Below are 18,285 nucleotides of genomic sequence, written 5' to 3'. Positions count from 1 at the left end.
AAAAAGAGTACGGTGGGAGCGATTGCTGCGATTACCGCGCTATTCACGCGGTATCTCATCCCAGGCGCCTGGCGCCAGATGTTGCTGAATTTCCGGATAGCGAGCGGGATCGAAGACCGGCTGTACGCCGAGTTTACGCTGGCGCAGATAATCGCTGGCGAGGATCCGTACCGTTGGCGACAGCAGCAAAATCGCCGTTAAGTTAGTGATAGCCATCAGCGCCATAATAATATCCGCCAGCTGCCAGACCACCGGCAGGCTTACCAGAGTGCCTGCCAGTACCATGAATACGGTAATGACCCGGAGCGTCCAGATATGCAGCGGCTTATTGAGTCGCAGAAAGATCAGATTATTTTCGGCATAAATATAATTGGCGACAATCGAACTAAAAGCGAAAAGCAGTAGCACGGCAGCCACCAGACCAGGCCCCCAGCTACCAATGAGATCGCCCATCGCGTGCTGCATGGTTTGAATTCCGCTGACCACACTATCGCGGTTTTCGCGCGGCGCCAGCAGGATAATCACCGCGCTGGCGGTACAGATAACAATGGTATCAATAAAGACGCCAATCATCTGGACGATGCCCTGCGCCGCGGGATGCGGTGGCCATGAGGCCGCGGCGGCGGCCGCGTTTGGCGTGGAGCCCATCCCCGCTTCATTGGAAAACATCCCGCGCTGGAAACCGCCGGTAAGCGCCTGGCTGATGGTATAGCCCACCGCGCCCGCCGCTGCTTCTTGCCAGCCGAAAGCGCAGCGGAAGATGGTTTCAAAGACCGCGGGTAGGGCGGAGAAGTGCCAGAGGCCAATCAACAGGCTGGCGCCGACCCACAGCAGGGCCATCAGCGGGACAAACCACTGCATCAATCGCGCCACGCCGCGTAAACCGCGGACGATAATCAACAGCGTCGCGGCAGCCAGCGCGGCGCCGACGGCGGCCATCGGAAAATCGAAGGCATAGGCCATGGCGTGCGCCACCGAGTTGGCCTGCACGGTATTGAAAATCACCCCGTAGGCAAGCAGAAGTAGAATCGAGAAGACCACGCCCATCCAGCGCATCTCAAGGCCGCGAGCCATATACCACGCCGGGCCGCCGCGGAACTGGCCTGCGCTATCGCGCTCTTTGTACAATTGGGCAAGCGAGCATTCAGCGAAGCTACTGGCCATACCGAGTAGCGCGGAGACCCACATCCAGAACACCGCGCCGGGGCCGCCGGCGGCAATCGCTAACGCCACGCCCGCCAGATTACCGCTGCCGACGCGCGCCGCCAGACTGGTGCACAGCGCCTGAAAAGACGTTAAGCCGCCGGGCTGCGGGCGGAGGCTTTTTTTAAGGCTTTTGCCAAACTGACGAATATAACGGAACTGCACAAATTGCGTTCGCCAGGTGAACCAAATACCGGCGCCCAGTAACAGATAAATCATTACCGAGCCCCAGAGTATTTCATTGATAAACGAGAGAAAATCAGGCATTAAACGTCCTCTTGTCCATGCCGGCGCGCGGTGTAAGCGCTACCACTCCGGTGACAATCCTTTAGCATTCAGATAATTAATATGTCGAGTTTATCACACTCTGCGCTCTTGCATTGTCGGCGGTTGCGCTGACCCTATGGCGTGTTATCATCTTGGCAGACCGGTTACATCCCCTTAACTGCTGTTTAAGAGAAACACTATCATGACGGATAAATTGACTTCTCTGCGTCAGTACACCACTGTCGTAGCTGACACCGGAGATATCGCGGCAATGAAGCTGTATCAGCCTCAGGATGCCACCACCAACCCTTCTTTGATCCTCGGCGCGGCTCAGATCCCTGAGTACCGTAAGCTGATTGACGACGCTGTTGCCTGGGCTCGCAGCCAGAGCAGCGATCGCGCACAGCAGATTATCGATGCTTCCGACAAACTGGCGGTGAACATCGGTCTCGAAATCCTTAAACTGATCCCGGGCCGTATTTCTACCGAAGTTGATGCCCGTCTGTCCTACGACACCGATGCTTCCATCGCTAAAGCGAAACGCCTGATCAAACTGTATAACGATGCCGGTATCGGCAACGATCGCATTCTGATCAAACTGGCTTCGACCTGGCAGGGTATTCGCGCCGCCGAGCAGCTGGAAAAAGAAGGCATCAACTGTAACCTGACCCTGCTGTTCTCCTTCGCTCAGGCTCGCGCTTGCGCCGAAGCGGGCGTCTTCCTGATTTCTCCGTTTGTTGGCCGTATCCTCGACTGGTACAAAGCGAACACGGATAAGAAAGAGTACGCGCCGGCAGAAGATCCGGGCGTGGTTTCCGTTAGCGAAATCTACGAGTACTACAAGCAGCACGGCTATGAAACCGTGGTAATGGGCGCAAGCTTCCGTAACGTTGGCGAAATCCTTGAGCTGGCCGGCTGCGACCGTCTGACCATCGCCCCTGCGCTGCTGAAAGAGCTGGCGGAAAGCGAAGGCGCTATCGAACGTAAACTGGCGTTCAGCGGCGAAGTGAAAGCGCGTCCGGAACGCATTACTGAATCCCAGTTCCTGTGGCAGCACAACCAGGATCCGATGGCGGTAGACAAACTGGCGGAAGGTATCCGTAAGTTTGCCATCGACCAGGAAAAACTGGAAAAAATGATCGGCGACCTGCTGTAATCATCCCAGCGTGACCGGGCTGCCGGTCACGCTACTTCTTTTGAATCCTGTCTGTAATTCTCTCCAGCGTGTATCATTCCGCTTAATTGCACTATTTGAACGGAATGAATATGAATAAATTACGCATCGGCTTAGTTTCTATTTCTGACCGCGCCTCCAGCGGCGTTTACCAGGACAAAGGTATTCCTGCGTTGGAAGAGTGGCTGTCGCGTGCGCTGACAACGCCCTTTGAACTGCAGACTCGCCTGATTCCTGATGAACAGCCCATCATTGAACAGACGCTGTGTGAGTTGGTTGACGAGATGGGCTGTCATCTGGTGTTAACCACCGGCGGCACCGGCCCGGCGCGTCGTGATGTGACCCCGGACGCAACTCTAGCCATTGCCGATCGTGTGATGCCCGGTTTCGGTGAGCAAATGCGCCAGGTTAGCCTACACTTTGTGCCGACGGCTATCCTATCCCGGCAGGTTGGCGTCATCCGCAAGCAGGCGCTGATCCTCAACCTGCCAGGCCAGCCGAAAGCCATTCAGGAAACCCTCGAAGGGGTGAAAGACGCTGAAGGTAACGTGCTGGTGCATGGTGTCTTTGCAAGTGTACCTTATTGTGTACAGTTGCTTGAGGGGCCGTATGTGGAGACGGAAGCGAGCGTTGTAGCAGCTTTTCGCCCGAAAAGCGCACGGCGTGAAACTTTATCCTGAATTTAATGCATTGCTGATATAACCTGCATCGCCGGTGGTGTGCTGTTTTATTTACGGTATAGTGTTTTTTACTTTACACATTGCGTAATATTACTGCGGACGAAGCGCCAGTTATGTCACAACACACCCGAGCACTGAATCGACAAGATTATAAAACTCTGACGCTGGCCGCCCTCGGCGGGGCGCTGGAGTTTTATGACTTCATCATTTTTGTCTTCTTCGCCGCGGTCGTCGGCGAACTATTCTTCCCGGCGGATATCCCGGAATGGCTACGTCAGGTACAGACCTTCGGTATTTTTGCCGCGGGTTATCTGGCGCGCCCTCTTGGCGGCATTATCATGGCCCACTTTGGCGACCTGGTCGGTCGCAAAAAAATGTTCACCCTCAGTATTCTGCTGATGGCGCTGCCGACGCTGGCGATCGGCCTGCTGCCGACCTATGCCTCAATGGGCATCGTTGCGCCGCTGCTATTACTGCTCATGCGTATTTTACAAGGGGCGGCGATTGGCGGTGAAGTGCCGGGTGCCTGGGTCTTTGTAGCCGAACATGTCCCGGAAAAACGCATCGGTATCGCCTGCGGCACCCTGACCGCGGGGTTGACCGTTGGGATCCTGTTGGGATCGGTAGTGGCGACGCTTATCAACACCAGCATGACGCCGCAGGGTATCCACGACGGCGGCTGGCGTATTCCTTTCCTGCTGGGTGGCGTGTTCGGTCTGGTAGCCATGTACCTGCGTCGTTGGCTGCAGGAGACGCCGATATTTCTTGAGATGCAACAGCGCAAAGCGCTGGCGCAGGAGCTGCCGGTGAAGGCGGTGGCGCTCAAGCACCAGAAGGCCGTTATCGTTTCGATGCTACTCACCTGGCTGCTTTCCGCCGGGGTGGTAGTGGTGATCCTGATGTCGCCGGTGTGGCTGCAAAAACATTATGGCTTTGCGCCGGCGATTACCCTGCAGGCCAATAGCATCGCCACGATTATGCTGTGTATTGGCTGTTTACTCGCCGGTCTGGCGGCAGACCGATTCGGCGCCAGCCGCACTTTTATCGTCGGTAGCCTGCTGTTAGCGGCGGCCAGTTGGGCCTTTTACCACCTTTCCGGCGCCAGCCCGCAGCGGCTGTTCCTGCTGTATGGCACGGTTGGGCTGTGCGTCGGCGTGGTGGGGGCGGTACCTTACGTAATGGTGCGCGCCTTCCCGGCGGAAGTGCGTTTTACCGGCATCTCGTTTTCCTACAATTTGTCATACGCCATTTTCGGCGGCCTGACGCCGATTGCCGTCACGATGCTGATGGGGGTTTCGCCGATGGCGCCGGCCTGGTACGTACTGGCGCTGTCGCTGATGGGGCTGGGTCTGGGTATTTGGCTGCGTCAGGGGTTGACGGCGCAGGCGGTTTTACCGCAAGGAGAACTGCAGCGTTAAATTTAACGCCGCCGCCCGCGTTGTGGGCGGCGGCAGGCCATTAGCGTGGCTCGCCAATCGGCAGGACGGTACGGCCGAACTGCTCGTTCAACACTTCACCCATCGCCAGGTAAATAGCGCTCGCGCCGCATACCAGGCCGATCCAGCCGGCAATTTTAACAATGCCTTCGTTATCAACCAGGTGGCCAATCGCCAGCAGCGCGAACAGCACCGTCAGGCTCAGGAACACGAACTGCAGCATGCGCGCGGCTTTCAGCGTGCCGAAGAACATGAACAACGTAAAGATACCCCACAGGCCAAGATACATGCCCAGGAAATGCGGATTCGGCGCATCAGCCAGGCCCATTTTCGGCATCAGGAGGATCGCGACCAACGTCAACCAGAAGGAGCCGTAGGACGTAAAAGCGGTTAAACCAAAGGTGTTGCCTTTTTTATACTCGAGCAGGCCGGCAAAAATTTGCGCAATGCCGCCGTAAAAAATGCCCATCGCCAGGATAGCTACATCGAATGCGAAAAGGCCGCTATTCGCCAGGTTAAGCAGAATAGTGGTCATGCCGAAACCCATAAGGCCCAGCGGTGCCGGATTAGCCAACTTAGTGTTGCCCATAATTCCTCAAAATAATGATTAGAAAGGGAAGCATTACCCCGCCACTTGCGGTGGGGCGCGGCATAATAATGAGGCGCGCAGAGGCTGTCTATGATCTGGCGGGGTATTTTTCAGCAATTTACCTTTCGCGGCGATAATGGCGAACTCTTTGGCGAACTCGTGCGATATCCAGTGAATATGTTCTTATTTACTATTTATTTTTTTGTATGGATTATGACGGCTATTTTGTCCGTCTGGCATGTTGTTCGCTCTCGCGCCTGCGCTCTGCCATAAAAATTTTTTTTGGCCTGCCCCTTGATGAAAACCAGCGCGACCCCATCTTGTAGTCAACCGCAGTGAAGAACCTGAAAAAAAATGATGTCAGGGTAGTTGAAACCGCACGTTTCGCCCTTATTACAGGTTCACAACCACATGTTGATCGAATTTTTAGTGGAGACGTTTAGATGGGTAAAATTATTGGTATCGACCTGGGTACTACCAACTCTTGTGTAGCGATTATGGATGGCACTACCGCTCGCGTGCTGGAGAACGCCGAAGGCGATCGCACCACGCCTTCTATCATTGCCTATACCCAGGATGGTGAAACTCTGGTTGGTCAGCCGGCTAAACGTCAGGCAGTGACAAACCCGCAAAACACCCTGTTTGCGATTAAACGCCTGATTGGTCGCCGCTTCCAGGATGAAGAAGTTCAGCGTGACGTTTCCATCATGCCGTACAAAATCGTTGCCGCAGATAATGGCGACGCATGGCTTGATGTGAAAGGCACCAAAACCGCGCCGCCGCAGATTTCTGCTGAAGTGCTGAAGAAAATGAAGAAAACCGCTGAAGATTACCTGGGTGAGCCGGTAACTGAAGCTGTTATCACCGTACCTGCGTACTTCAACGATGCTCAGCGTCAGGCAACCAAAGATGCCGGCCGTATCGCGGGTCTGGAAGTCAAACGTATCATCAACGAACCGACTGCCGCTGCGCTGGCATACGGTCTGGATAAAGAAGTCGGCAACCGTACTATCGCGGTATACGACCTCGGTGGTGGTACCTTCGATATTTCTATTATCGAAATCGACGAAGTTGACGGCGAAAAAACCTTCGAAGTTCTGGCAACCAATGGTGATACCCACCTGGGTGGTGAAGACTTCGATACTCGTCTGATCAACTACCTCGTTGACGAGTTTAAGAAAGAGCAGGGCATTGACCTGCGCAACGACCCGCTGGCGATGCAGCGTCTGAAAGAAGCTGCAGAAAAAGCGAAAATTGAGCTGTCTTCCGCTCAGCAGACCGACGTTAACCTGCCGTATATCACCGCAGACGCGACCGGTCCGAAACACATGAACATTAAAGTGACTCGCGCGAAACTGGAAAGCCTGGTTGAAGATCTGGTTAACCGTTCCATCGAGCCGCTGAAAGTTGCCCTGCAGGATGCCGGTCTGTCCGTTTCCGATATCAACGACGTGATCCTCGTTGGTGGTCAGACTCGTATGCCGATGGTGCAGAAGAAAGTTGCCGAGTTCTTTGGTAAAGAACCGCGTAAAGACGTTAACCCGGATGAAGCTGTGGCTATCGGCGCAGCGGTTCAGGGTGGTGTTCTGACTGGTGAAGTTAAAGACGTTCTGCTGCTGGACGTTACCCCGCTGTCGCTGGGTATCGAAACCATGGGCGGCGTGATGACCGCGCTTATCAGCAAAAACACCACTATCCCGACCAAGCACAGCCAGGTGTTCTCTACTGCGGAAGACAACCAGTCCGCGGTAACCATCCATGTGCTGCAGGGTGAGCGTAAACGCGCTTCTGATAACAAATCTCTGGGTCAGTTCAACCTGGATGGTATTAACCCAGCGCCGCGCGGTATGCCGCAGATCGAAGTAACCTTCGATATCGATGCTGACGGTATCCTGCACGTTTCCGCGAAAGATAAAAACAGCGGTAAAGAGCAGAAGATCACCATCAAGGCTTCTTCCGGTCTGAATGAAGAAGAAATTCAGAAAATGGTTCGCGAAGCGGAAGCTAACGCTGAATCTGACCGTAAGTTCGAAGAGCTGGTTCAGACCCGTAACCAGGGCGACCATCTGCTGCACAGCACCCGTAAGCAGGTTGAAGAAGCAGGCGACAAACTGCCGGCTGATGACAAAACTGCAATCGAGTCTGCGCTGACCGCGCTGGAAGCTTCCCTGAAAGGTGAAGATAAAGCGGACATCGAAGCGAAGATGCAGGCGCTGGCCCAGGCTTCCCAGAAGCTGATGGAAATCGCTCAGCAGCAGCATGCACAGCAGCAGGCTGGCGGTGCTGACGCTCAAGAGAACAGCGCGAAGGACGACGATGTTGTCGACGCTGAGTTCGAAGAAGTGAAAGACAAAAAATAATCGCCCTTTGAACGGGTAAAACACTGGCACGGGCGAAGAGGTTTCCTCTCCGCCCGTGCACGCATGTTAAGGGGCTGAAAAACACCAATGGCAAAGCAAGATTATTACGAGATTTTAGGCGTTTCCAAAACAGCGGAAGAGCGTGAAATCAAAAAGGCGTATAAGCGCCTGGCCATGAAGTATCACCCGGACCGTAACCAGGGTGACAAAGAGGCCGAAGCCAAATTTAAAGAAATCAAAGAAGCGTATGAAGTCCTGACTGATGCCCAGAAGCGTGCAGCCTACGATCAGTACGGCCACGCCGCGTTTGAACAAGGCGGCATGGGCGGCGGCGGTTTCGGCGGCGGCTTCGGCGGCGGCGCGGATTTCAGCGATATCTTTGGCGACGTGTTCGGCGATATCTTCGGCGGCGGTCGTGGCCGTCAACGCGCGGCGCGCGGCGCAGATCTACGTTACAACATGGAATTGACGCTGGAAGAAGCGGTCCGCGGCGTTACCAAAGAAATCCGCATTCCAACGTTGGAAGAGTGCGATGTCTGCCACGGCAGCGGCGCCAAATCCGGCACTCAGCCGCAGACCTGTCCAACCTGTCACGGTTCCGGTCAGGTCCAGATGCGTCAGGGCTTTTTTGCCGTTCAGCAAACCTGTCCACACTGTCAGGGACGCGGTACGCTGATTAAAGATCCGTGCAATAAATGTCACGGTCACGGTCGCGTTGAAAAAACCAAAACCTTGTCGGTGAAAATCCCGGCTGGCGTCGATACCGGCGATCGCATTCGTCTGGCTGGCGAAGGCGAAGCCGGCGAGCATGGCGCTCCGGCGGGCGATCTGTACGTTCAGGTTCAGGTCAAACAGCACGCGATCTTCGAGCGTGAGGGGAATAATCTGTACTGCGAAGTACCGATCAACTTCACCATGGCTGCGCTTGGCGGCGAGATTGAAGTACCGACGCTGGATGGCCGCGTTAACCTGAAAGTGCCTGGCGAAACGCAAACCGGCAAACTGTTCCGCATGCGCGGCAAGGGCGTTAAGTCCGTTCGCGGCGGTGCTCAGGGCGATCTGCTGTGTCGCGTGGTGGTTGAAACACCGGTCGGTCTTAACGATAAGCAGAAGCAATTGCTTAAAGAGCTGCAGGAAACTTTCGGTGGCCCGACGGGGGAGAAAAACAGCCCGCGTTCCAAAAGCTTCTTCGATGGCGTGAAAAAATTCTTCGATGATTTAACGCGTTAATTGCGTTTAATCACCTTATTAGCACAAGCCTGAACATCCTGTTCAGGCTTTTTTCTACCCTAACCTTAGCCTTGAATAGAAACGCTATACTTTGTTTAGCATGTCCGGATTTGATTTATTTTGAGTATTATCTATATTGCTTTTTTCGATAAAAGAGGCTGACAGTGGATGGGATCGAAAGGTGCCAATAAGGGCTTTGATTATAATTTAATCAAGGTTCTTGACGCTGTCATTTCGGCAGGTAATGCCGCGAAGGCGGCGAAAAAATTGGCCATTACACCCGCTGCGGTCTCTCTGGCATTAAGACGACTACAAAACTTCTATCACCAGGAGCTGTTTGTCAGAAGTAAAGATGGTTTACTGCCAACGGCGAAAGCGCTTGAGATCCACCATAGTTTTCGCCAGGCCATGTTGCTTGTCGATAATACCTTTCTGACAGAAAACAAGGATGATGATACCCGGATTACGATCCTTGGTAGCGACTTCATTGAAAGTTATTACCTTTCCCAACTGTACGGTAGCGCGCTTTTTGAACAGGGCGTTATCAATCATTTTTCATCCCGCAATATTAGCCGCGATAAAGCTAAAGAGCTTTTACTGACGGCGCAATGCGATTTATCGATCGGATCTGAGCCGCTGGTTGAGCCCGGGCTCGATAATCAAATGATTGATAGCTTCAGAAATTTCGTCTGTATTTGTGCCAAAAGTCACTTATTCAGCGAACTATCGCAGCTTTCTTTGCATCAGTTCTACTCTTCCCGCCATGCCATGTATCAACCCGGCATTTCCTCTCCTTCCATCATCACTGATAACGGATTATTTAAAGATGATGTTTATTATGACGGTTCACGTACCATGGGCTATTGCAGCGACTCTATCACCGGGCTGGTTGGCATGGTAGAAAGAACCGCGTTGATTGCGTTATTGCCTTTAAAGCTGGCGCTATTTTATAAAAATCAGCGTAAATACGATATAAATTTTATCCAACCGCCACCAGAGTTAATGTTCAAGTCCGTGCAGGTTTATGCTTCATGGAACAAAAATAGCAAAAATATATCAGCGATCAATGAAACGGTTTCCATGTTACATACGCTGTCATCATTCAGACGGTAAGTTCCATCATCTTACCGTCATTAAGATGATGTGGTTAGTCTTGATATTCTTTGATTACCTTTCCCCTATTGCGCCACTTACACTCCTGATGAATCTTTTTTAACTTTAGTGATGCAGGAGCGATTATGTCTATACCTAATCATTTAGAAACAACGGAAGTTGTATTACTGGAAGTAGAAATACTTCTAACCATTATTTCTATCGGCGCCTGGGGTGGATTCGTCAGTTTCCTTCTCCGTAAAAATAAGGAAGAGAGTAGCGAAACGCATCAGGGAATTATGAACTGCCTGACCCAGGTGGTGATATCTTGTTTTACCAGTTTTCTCCTTAGCGCTCTCGCAATCGAAAAAGGATTTAGCTTTAATATGGTACTGTTAGCCGCAGGATTAGGCGGCGTTTTTGCCGGTCCAATTTTAAAAATACTGGGCGAGAAAGTAAAAAATACGCTTGGTGGTACTAAGCTTAAGTAGTATTACTACGTAATAAAAGGCTCATCCTTGAGTCTTTTATTACCGATGCGCGCGCGTCAACTATGTCACCCGGTTTTTAATCCAGCCGTAAATGAACTCTTCATTTTGTCGATGCTTTTCGCCGATCTCCAGGTAATAAGCCCCCTGGCTGCAGTTCAGCGCTTTGACTAACACCTGTTCTCCTTCTTTACCTCGTCGCGTCAAATAGTCATTCAGCGCATTCAGGGTTAGCGGGCCGATGTTGCCATCTGTTTTTATATCCGGGTAGTATTGCTGCTCGCGATTCATCACGTTAAGCCAGCGCTGTAGCCACATGCAGGGATGGTGAGGACCAATATTCACCGCAGCGTCGCACAGCTCAAATGCCACCGACCATGAGAGTTGCGATACCTGCTCAAAGCCGGGTTTGATCCAGTAATCGGTCTCCAGAATCGTATAGGCCTCATTGTGAGAAAGCTCGCTCATCTTTCCCTGATAACCATGCGCTCGCGCCGTTGCTTCGGTGATACCCCAATTAGTTTCGCCGCCTTTGTCCTTTGGATTGGCGCTATAGCCGCCTTCCAGCCCCAGGATCCCATCAATAATTGGATTCATTTTATTCTCCCTGAATTAATGAATGTGCATGTACATCATTGTACCTAGCGTGACGGAAAAGACGGTGGTGAGAGCCGCCAGGGTTTTACGGAAAAACTGCTTTCTGACTTTCGGTTTCCTGGATTCGACTTTCTCAATGGCGATGTCTTTGTTTACCTGCAGCCCCTGGCGCGGGATAGTGATGAAAAGATCGTTTATACCGAGTGCTTTGAGATCTCGTCTGATTAAATACAGTATCTGCGTTAGATTGGCATCATTCACAAAATGACTTCTGCTACCCCATAACTCATTGGCGATTTTCTGCCGTTCGATAATCTCCAGATGAGCGTTTTCAATAATGAAGCTAAGACATTTAGAACGCATTGCTGTCATTCGAATAACTTGCGAATTTGAGCTCGTTCTTAGTTCATATTTCTGTTCGTTGTAGATGCAGTTGTTATTGATGAGATAAGTTTTCATAACGTCTTCCTTTAGATTTGCACATCCTGATTGTCGTCGATGAATATATTGCACAAGAAATGGCTTAATCCATTTTTTGTCATCGGTTTTATTGTAGTGTTGTTTGTTGGGGAGACCTTTGTCACATAATCTCATGTAAGTTAAATGACAGTTAATTACTACCTAAATCATACTTAATATGCTGTCTGTTTTTTACTCTTCAGGTGGGTTTGGTAGCCTGTTAGACCCGATGATGTCTGGCTGATGTTCCTCATCGATGTCTCAGTACGATAATTATCTGGCGTTGATGAATTACTGATGGTTTGTGATTAGCTAATTTTTAATGCGCAATGGATTATTGCTCTCGCAGAACGAACTGCGATAATTTTTAAACTTAAAAGGAAATTTAAAATGGCTACCAGCAAACTGATTAAAGGCGATACTCTTACCGAAACCAGCAACGCCGCTGATGGTTTTAATCCAGCAACTGAAGTCAGCAACTATAGCTATACTTCAGCGCGTGTCGCAAAGCCGGTCTATAACAAATATAAAGCAGCAACCACTAAGCCGAAGGTATTTGGCTATTATACCGACTGGTCTCAGTATGATGGTCGCCTGCAAGGAGACGACTCTAAAGATAACCGCGGTCGCGGCTACGACCTGACCAATATATCCCCGACTGCTTACGATAAAATCATCGTTGGCTTCGTCGGCGTAACCGGCTTCCATAAAGTGGATGGTCTGTATCGCGATGTGGTGGCCGAAGGGGCAGAGCAGTGCGGCAAAGTGAAGTACGAACCGACCTTCCTCGACCCGTGGGGCGACTTCCAGTCTTACGTCAACGTTGGACATAGCGTCAGCGGCTGGGACGTTGATCCGAAAACCGTAACCCAGGAGAACACCAAAGGCCTGCTCGGAGGTCTGCGTGACCTGCAGGCGAAAGCGAAACAGCAGGGCCACAACCTGGTACTGTCGATGAGCATCGGCGGCTGGACCATGAGCAACGGTTTCCATGAAACCGCAGCGTCTGATTCCGCCCGTAAAACCTTCGCCAAAGGCGTGGTGAAGCTGTTCAAACAGTTCCCGATGTTCAGCGAAGTGGATATCGACTGGGAATACCCGAATGCCGAAGGCGCCGGTAACCCTTGCGGTCCGGAAGATGGCGAAAACTACGCCCTGCTGATTGGCGAACTGCGTAAACAACTCGATTCCGCCAACCTGAGCAATGTGAAAATCTCCATCGCCAGCTCCGCGGTCGTGAAGACGTTTGATTACTCCAACGTGAAAGCGCTGATGAAAGCGGGCTTGTACGGCATCAACCTGATGACCTATGACTTCTTCGGCACCCCGTGGGCGGAAACCGTTGCCCATCATACTAACCTGAATGCGCTGGAAGCGGGCGGTTGGGGTGTAAACACTATTGTGGAGCATCTGCTGTCCGAAGGTTTCCCGGCTGAAAATATCAACATTGGTTATGCCGGCTATACCCGTAATGGCCGTAACGTTGAGCTGGAGTCGCTGTCTCCGCTGAAAGGCACCTATAACCCAGGTAACGGCGATACCACCGGTACTTTCGAGTCCGGTACCAATGAATGGTATGACGTGATCTACAACTACCTGGATCTGGAAAACCAGAAGGGTCGTAATGGCTTCAACGTTTATACCGATCGGGTGGCTGACGCTGACTATCTGTACAACCCGGAATCCAAACTGTTTATGTCGCTGGATACTCCGCGCAGCGTCAAAGCGAAAGGCGAATACGCGGCGAAACTGGGTCTGGGCGGCATGTTCACCTGGACTATCGACCAGGACAACGGCGTGTTGCTGAACGCGGCTCGTGAAGGTCTGGGTTATGAAATTGAGTCTGAAACTATCGATATGGACCCGTTCTACTTCGAAGGCATCAATGTTGAAAAAGATGAATCTGAAGAAGACGATCAGAAAACGGACGTCAATCATGCGCCGAAAGCGGCTATTGAGCTGCTGGTTGTGGGCGGCTCTACCGTTCAGTTGTCCGGCGCCGGTTCTTCCGATGAAGATAAAGACGAGTTGACCTTTAGCTGGGGTGTGCCGTCTGAAATTAGCGTCGCGGATAAAACGGCGGAAGTGATTGAGTTCGTCGTGCCTGAGGTCAGCGCGAAAACGGCGTTCCAGTTCACCTTATTCGTTCGTGACTGCTACAACGAACCGTCCACTCAGCAGCGTTTTGTGCTGACTGCGGTTCCGGCTGCTGCCCAGGTTGAACCAAAACCGGCTGATGAAGAAGATGAAACCGACGTTATTCCGGTTCCTGACGAAGACACCAAACCGGCTGAAGATGACTCCTCTTCTGATGATGCGGCAGGCCAGGATACGCCTCACGCGCTGTGGGATGCCAACACCGTGTACGGCGCAAGCTGGGGTACCTTCGAAACCGTGAGCTGGAAAGGTCACAACTACCAGGTGAAATGGTGGTCCCAGGGCGACCAGCCTGACCTGAACTGCGGTCAGAGCGGCGCATGGACTGACTTAGGCGCTTACTAATATTTCTGCGCTTAACGAGGTATGGGCTCCATGACAAAGCCCCGGTTTACCGGGGCTTTTTTCCACCAGGGAATGAGGAATCGAGTTGATGACCGTTGTAATTAAAAATAGCCGGATTGATGTGAATAGCTGGTATCAGAAAGTCACATTAACCTTCACAAACGAAAGTAACCGCCCGGTAGATCTGAACCAGGCTGCAATTAGCTTTACCGCCTCCGGGCATCCGGATCCGTGGGGAAATACAGGAGGTACGCTGAAAGGGGATCGTTCGCTAACGTTGCGTGATACCGCTCAGGGAACCCTGGAATTCAATGAAATCATTATAAACAACAGCAGTGAGCTGCTGCTGCAGGCTGGGGAAAGCGGTACCCTATACTTTAGCCTGGCGGCCACCCAGGTACCGGTAAAATTATCTACCTTCACCCTGACTCTGGCGGCTTCCGATAGCGCAGATGAGGTTCAACCAGAACCTGAAGAACCGGCGGATGACACCGCTGATGAAGTTGAACCAGAACCTGAAATACCCGCAGATGATTCTGCTGATGAAGTTGAACCTGAAGCGCCCGCCGATGAGGCGATTACCGGCGCAGGACTGACCCTGGTTTCCGGGGAGGTGAAAGCCGCCAGCTGGTATCAACGCATAGCCCTGACGCTGACGAATCAGTATTCGCAGTCCGTCGATATTAATCAGTTGAAATTAGGCTTCACGGCGACAGCGCATCCCGATCCGTACAGCCCATTTAGCGGCACCATGATGGGTAACCAGGCGGTAACGCTAGCCAGCGACGGTGGCTGGCCGACAGAAAAAAATACCATCACAATCAATAATGACGGCGAGTATCTGTTGGCTGCTGGTAAATCGGCGGTACTGGAGTTTTATCTTTCGGCCACGCAAACGCCCGTCGTGCTGAGTGACCTGACGGCGACGCTGGCTCACGACCCTGGACGCCAGGGACAAATTATTCTGCAATTCCCGACGCAGGCGCAGAGCACCTCGCTGAAGCCGGAAATTGAGCTGCAATACTCTGATGGCCGCCAGCAGCGCTTTACCGGAGAGTGGGGCGCGACGCTGACCATCGGCGATCTGAGCGCCGGTAGCTACGTTATTACGGTACTGGAACTGTGTAACGATGAGATGAGAATTTCGCCCGTTACAGAATGCTATACGCTGGCGCTTGCTGCAGGTAATGCCGTTGAGCGCTGTCAGATTGCTTATCAACCGCCGGTAATTTTTGCCGCGATCGATCTGCTGCTGGCGGACGATGATCTGGCGGGCGCGGAAGTCGTTGTTGAGCTATGGTCGGAAGCAGGCGTGTGTGAAAGAACGCTGACGCTGATGGCGAATCAACCACAGCGCGTTACCCGGCTGTTGGCCAATCATCAATATGCTATCTGTCTGCAGCCGACGACGATGAACAACCAGTTGCTCACCACCGCGGCGCAGGCCGCAACCATTGTGCCGAAGGTCGACACGACGGCGCAGGTTAACGTGGCATTACAAAAAACGCCCGTTGCGAGCGACAGCTTTGTTGAGGTCGCGGTGACGGTATTAGGCTTACCGCAGGGGACGGCCGCGCAGCGTTATCGTTTCTGCTGTGGCAGCTATCAGTATAGTTTCGTGCTGCAAAGCGACGCTCGCCAGCAGAAGCTGCCGCTGCGTTTGGCCGCCGGGGAATATAGCGTACAGGTAGCGGATGTGTATATTGCCGGTACGCCGTGGCGTTGCGACATCAGCTCGCCATTGCGTTTACTGCAAAGCGTTAATAGTGTCGCGCTTGAATTTGTCCAGGGCGTTCCGCTGCAGGTAAAAGGGTGGCCGAATTATCTGGCGCACGGCGGTGTGACGGTGAATGCGGCAGAGACGGTTGATTTGTATCGCAATGTGCCTTGCAGCGCGCTGTTTAAATATGATGGTTTTGATGGCGGCGGCGATCCGATCCCGGCGGCGGAAGTGGACAGCAATGGCGATGGTTTCCTGGATTATGCTTCGCTACCGATCCACAAAACGGTGCCGCTGGTTCGCCAGATCGAAGCCGAAGCGGGCCGCGCGGTAATGCCGGTAATGGTGGTCTATACCGCCAATGCCAGCGGCGGCAGCGCGGTATCGGATCTGCAGGATGAACAACGTTTACGCAATCACTTTGGTAACTTCATTACCCAGTGTCTGGCGGCGCAATCCTGGAAAGATGAGCAGCATCCGGTTCCGGCAACCTTCGTCCTCAATCCGGACTTCCTGGGCGCTATGCAGCAGGAGCCTTATGGCTATACCGCGCTGCGGAAAGCCAATAGCGTGCAGGTGAATGTACAACTGGCGGCGGCGATTAACGCGCTCCCTGCGACTCCTGGTTTCAGCGCGCCGGCACTGCCGACCTTCAGCAACGATTTGTATGGCTACGTGCAGGCGATTAACTATATCGTTCGCCAGTTCGCGCCTGATATCGCTTTTGGTTGGCAGACTAACGTCTGGGCGACGGGCACGGCAGATTGGCTGCTGCGCGCCAATGCCGCACCGATTGAACAAGGGGCGGCGATTGCTGAATTCATTAATGAATTGGGCGTGTACAGCGGCGACTATGCGCCAGACTTTATCGTATTTGATAAATTCGAACGCGACTGCTTCAGCCCGGATGCCTTAGCCCACTACGGTTGGAACGCCACCTGCTGGTTTAACTATCTGGGTATGGTGAAGGAGACGGCCAGAGCGTTGCAGAAACCAGCGATGTTGTGGCAGATCCCGGGCGGCCATATGCCGACAGTGGCTGAGGGGACCAGTAAAATCGCTGCGGCGCATTTTGCTTCCGGCGGGACTTTCTTCATGGGGGATTCGCGGATTGGCAGCGATATCAACGCCATTACTCCGGCGTTGTTAAATACCGCGGTGAACAGCACGACGTATGGTGTTGCGACGGTAGGTGATTTTCTGCGCCGGGATGGCGGATACGATTGGAGCCAGATGCAGGCGTTAAATCTGCAGGACTATAACGTCTTTGCCGTGCTGTGGGGCGGCGGTTCTACAGTCAGTATCACTACCATTCATTCCAACGGTGAAGATGGCGGTTGGTTAGCGGAGAAAATGGCGGAGTACTACGCGGCCCCGCGCTATTTTAATTAATTGAGCTTTATTCCATGTAGCGTAAAGGCGGTGATTCAGCATAGGTACTATTCTGGATCGCTGCCTTTTCACTTTCTTGTTATATCATAAAAAATAATTTCATTTGTCATGAACGGCTGATGTTAAAAATGATTAATGATATTTTGAGAACTTTGTTGGTTATTTGTTTGAGGATTATCTTATTTGATAAATGATTGATTATTTGTGCTTTCATCATACATTTATACTATATTTAATATTTATTTATTATTAATTGCAGGCTAACGAATGTGCGTATATCTTTATTTCTCATATGATTATGGATATTTAATGAAGATATAATGAAATTAAATGGTTTCGAAAATGATAATGAGAATGCCTTGCACTCATATATTTTCTCTCAGCAGGCTAAACCTCATGCTGCGATTGATGCCTTATTTTCTGCACTTCTGCCATTTGGTAAGCCTTTCATCGTGCAGCCGGGTGAAGAATTTTCGCTGTATACCGAGCAGAGCAGCCGCATTGTGTTGCTGGAGTCCGGCATCTTCTCTATTTGTCGCAGCGACAGAGGGTTGAATGTGTTATCGGTTTTTGCTCCGTCAATTGCAGGGCTGATTGATAGCTACGGCGTCACCTACGATGTTCCTACCCGCCCGGAACATTTTTTGATTGCTGAAACAGAATGCTGTGGTCGCGCGGTCCCGCTAGCGGATTTCATTAAGGTCACGGATGAGTGCAATCTTTGGCACGATGTCGCCCGTTTTCTCGCCTATCGTTTGATGGTGATGAACGTTCGCGATCGGGAACTGGTTGGCGTTGACTCTTATCTCAAGGTTCGTGCGTTATTAATCGAAATTGCCGCCTATAGCGACGAATATCGCCAGAGTATTAATGTTCTGAATTTTATTCAACGACGAACCGGAATATCGCGAAGTCGTACTATGAAGCTACTTTCTGAATTGCGCAAGGGCGGTTATATCAATATAGATGGCGGACGTTTGTTAGGGGTTAAGAAACTGCCTCTGGCCTACTAAAGACTGCATTAAATAACAGATTCAAGAAATTATTTCCTGGAAAAACATGTAGTTAAGAAAGGTCCTATAAAAACAGTCATTGT

Annotated in this window: 14 protein-coding genes; 10 read left to right on the top strand and 4 right to left on the bottom strand. The window is 51.9% G+C overall.

Annotated elements, in window-relative coordinates; all coding sequences use genetic code 11:
* Nucleotides 1–39: 39 nt before the first annotated feature.
* Nucleotides 40–1,470, bottom strand: coding sequence for an alanine/glycine:cation symporter family protein (locus ABLV78_RS21570; protein WP_047043924.1), 1,431 nt, complete (start codon nt 1,468–1,470; stop codon nt 40–42).
* A gap of 202 nt (nt 1,471–1,672) precedes the next feature.
* Between ABLV78_RS21570 and tal the strand changes: the two genes are divergently transcribed.
* The 3 genes from tal (at nt 1,673) to ABLV78_RS21555 (ending at nt 4,742) form a co-directional block, all read left to right on the top strand.
* Complete coding sequence (gene tal / locus ABLV78_RS21565; RefSeq protein ID WP_045395864.1) at nt 1,673–2,626, top strand: transaldolase; 954 nt, start codon at nt 1,673–1,675, stop codon at nt 2,624–2,626.
* A 110-nt stretch (nt 2,627–2,736) separates the two neighbouring features.
* Complete coding sequence (mog, locus tag ABLV78_RS21560; protein WP_045395860.1) at nt 2,737–3,324, top strand: molybdopterin adenylyltransferase; 588 nt, start codon at nt 2,737–2,739, stop codon at nt 3,322–3,324.
* Between the two features lie 113 nt (nt 3,325–3,437).
* Nucleotides 3,438–4,742: an MFS transporter gene (locus ABLV78_RS21555; RefSeq protein WP_045395857.1), complete on the top strand. Its 1,305-nt coding sequence runs from the start codon at nt 3,438–3,440 to the stop codon at nt 4,740–4,742.
* Between the two features lie 40 nt (nt 4,743–4,782).
* Here the strand turns inward: ABLV78_RS21555 and satP are convergent, their stop codons facing one another.
* Nucleotides 4,783–5,349, bottom strand: a complete 567-nt coding sequence (gene satP, locus ABLV78_RS21550; protein ID WP_045395854.1) for an acetate uptake transporter — start codon at nt 5,347–5,349, stop codon at nt 4,783–4,785.
* Between the two features lie 443 nt (nt 5,350–5,792).
* Here satP and dnaK point away from each other — a divergent pair, with 443 nt between their 5' ends.
* The 4 genes from dnaK (at nt 5,793) to ABLV78_RS21530 (ending at nt 10,522) form a co-directional block, all read left to right on the top strand.
* Complete coding sequence (dnaK, locus tag ABLV78_RS21545) at nt 5,793–7,709, top strand: molecular chaperone DnaK (protein WP_045395850.1); 1,917 nt, start codon at nt 5,793–5,795, stop codon at nt 7,707–7,709.
* An 87-nt stretch (nt 7,710–7,796) separates the two neighbouring features.
* Nucleotides 7,797–8,939 (top strand): molecular chaperone DnaJ, encoded by a 1,143-nt coding sequence (gene dnaJ, locus ABLV78_RS21540; RefSeq protein WP_020079653.1) that lies wholly within the window; start codon nt 7,797–7,799, stop codon nt 8,937–8,939.
* 168 nt (nt 8,940–9,107) lie between these two features.
* Nucleotides 9,108–10,052: a LysR family transcriptional regulator gene (locus tag ABLV78_RS21535; RefSeq protein ID WP_047043928.1), complete on the top strand. Its 945-nt coding sequence runs from the start codon at nt 9,108–9,110 to the stop codon at nt 10,050–10,052.
* Nucleotides 10,053–10,177: 125 nt separating this feature from the next.
* On the top strand, nt 10,178–10,522 hold the full coding sequence (locus tag ABLV78_RS21530; RefSeq protein ID WP_047043930.1) for a phage holin family protein: 345 nt from the start codon (nt 10,178–10,180) through the stop codon (nt 10,520–10,522).
* 60 nt (nt 10,523–10,582) lie between these two features.
* Here ABLV78_RS21530 and ABLV78_RS21525 read toward each other — a convergent pair whose 3' ends face one another.
* Nucleotides 10,583–11,116, bottom strand: a complete 534-nt coding sequence (locus ABLV78_RS21525; protein ID WP_047043932.1) for a glycoside hydrolase family 108 protein — start codon at nt 11,114–11,116, stop codon at nt 10,583–10,585.
* A gap of 15 nt (nt 11,117–11,131) precedes the next feature.
* The gene (locus ABLV78_RS21520) at nt 11,132–11,575 is read right to left on the bottom strand and encodes a winged helix-turn-helix domain-containing protein (protein WP_047043934.1); all 444 of its coding nucleotides are present in this window, start codon (nt 11,573–11,575) and stop codon (nt 11,132–11,134) included.
* A 390-nt stretch (nt 11,576–11,965) separates the two neighbouring features.
* Between ABLV78_RS21520 and ABLV78_RS21515 the strand changes: the two genes are divergently transcribed.
* The 3 genes from ABLV78_RS21515 (at nt 11,966) to ABLV78_RS21505 (ending at nt 18,202) form a co-directional block, all read left to right on the top strand.
* Complete coding sequence (locus tag ABLV78_RS21515) at nt 11,966–14,077, top strand: glycoside hydrolase family 18 protein (protein ID WP_047043936.1); 2,112 nt, start codon at nt 11,966–11,968, stop codon at nt 14,075–14,077.
* Between the two features lie 88 nt (nt 14,078–14,165).
* Complete coding sequence (locus ABLV78_RS21510) at nt 14,166–17,189, top strand: hypothetical protein (protein ID WP_047043938.1); 3,024 nt, start codon at nt 14,166–14,168, stop codon at nt 17,187–17,189.
* A gap of 320 nt (nt 17,190–17,509) precedes the next feature.
* On the top strand, nt 17,510–18,202 hold the full coding sequence (locus ABLV78_RS21505) for a winged helix-turn-helix transcriptional regulator (protein ID WP_047043940.1): 693 nt from the start codon (nt 17,510–17,512) through the stop codon (nt 18,200–18,202).
* Nucleotides 18,203–18,285 lie beyond the last annotated feature (83 nt).

The organism is Klebsiella sp. CN_Kp075 (assembly GCF_040065055.2).
Classification (GTDB): domain Bacteria; phylum Pseudomonadota; class Gammaproteobacteria; order Enterobacterales; family Enterobacteriaceae; genus Klebsiella; species Klebsiella aerogenes.
The sequence above is the reverse complement of the archived record's forward strand: the minus strand, read 5'-3'. Positions and strand labels throughout refer to the sequence as shown.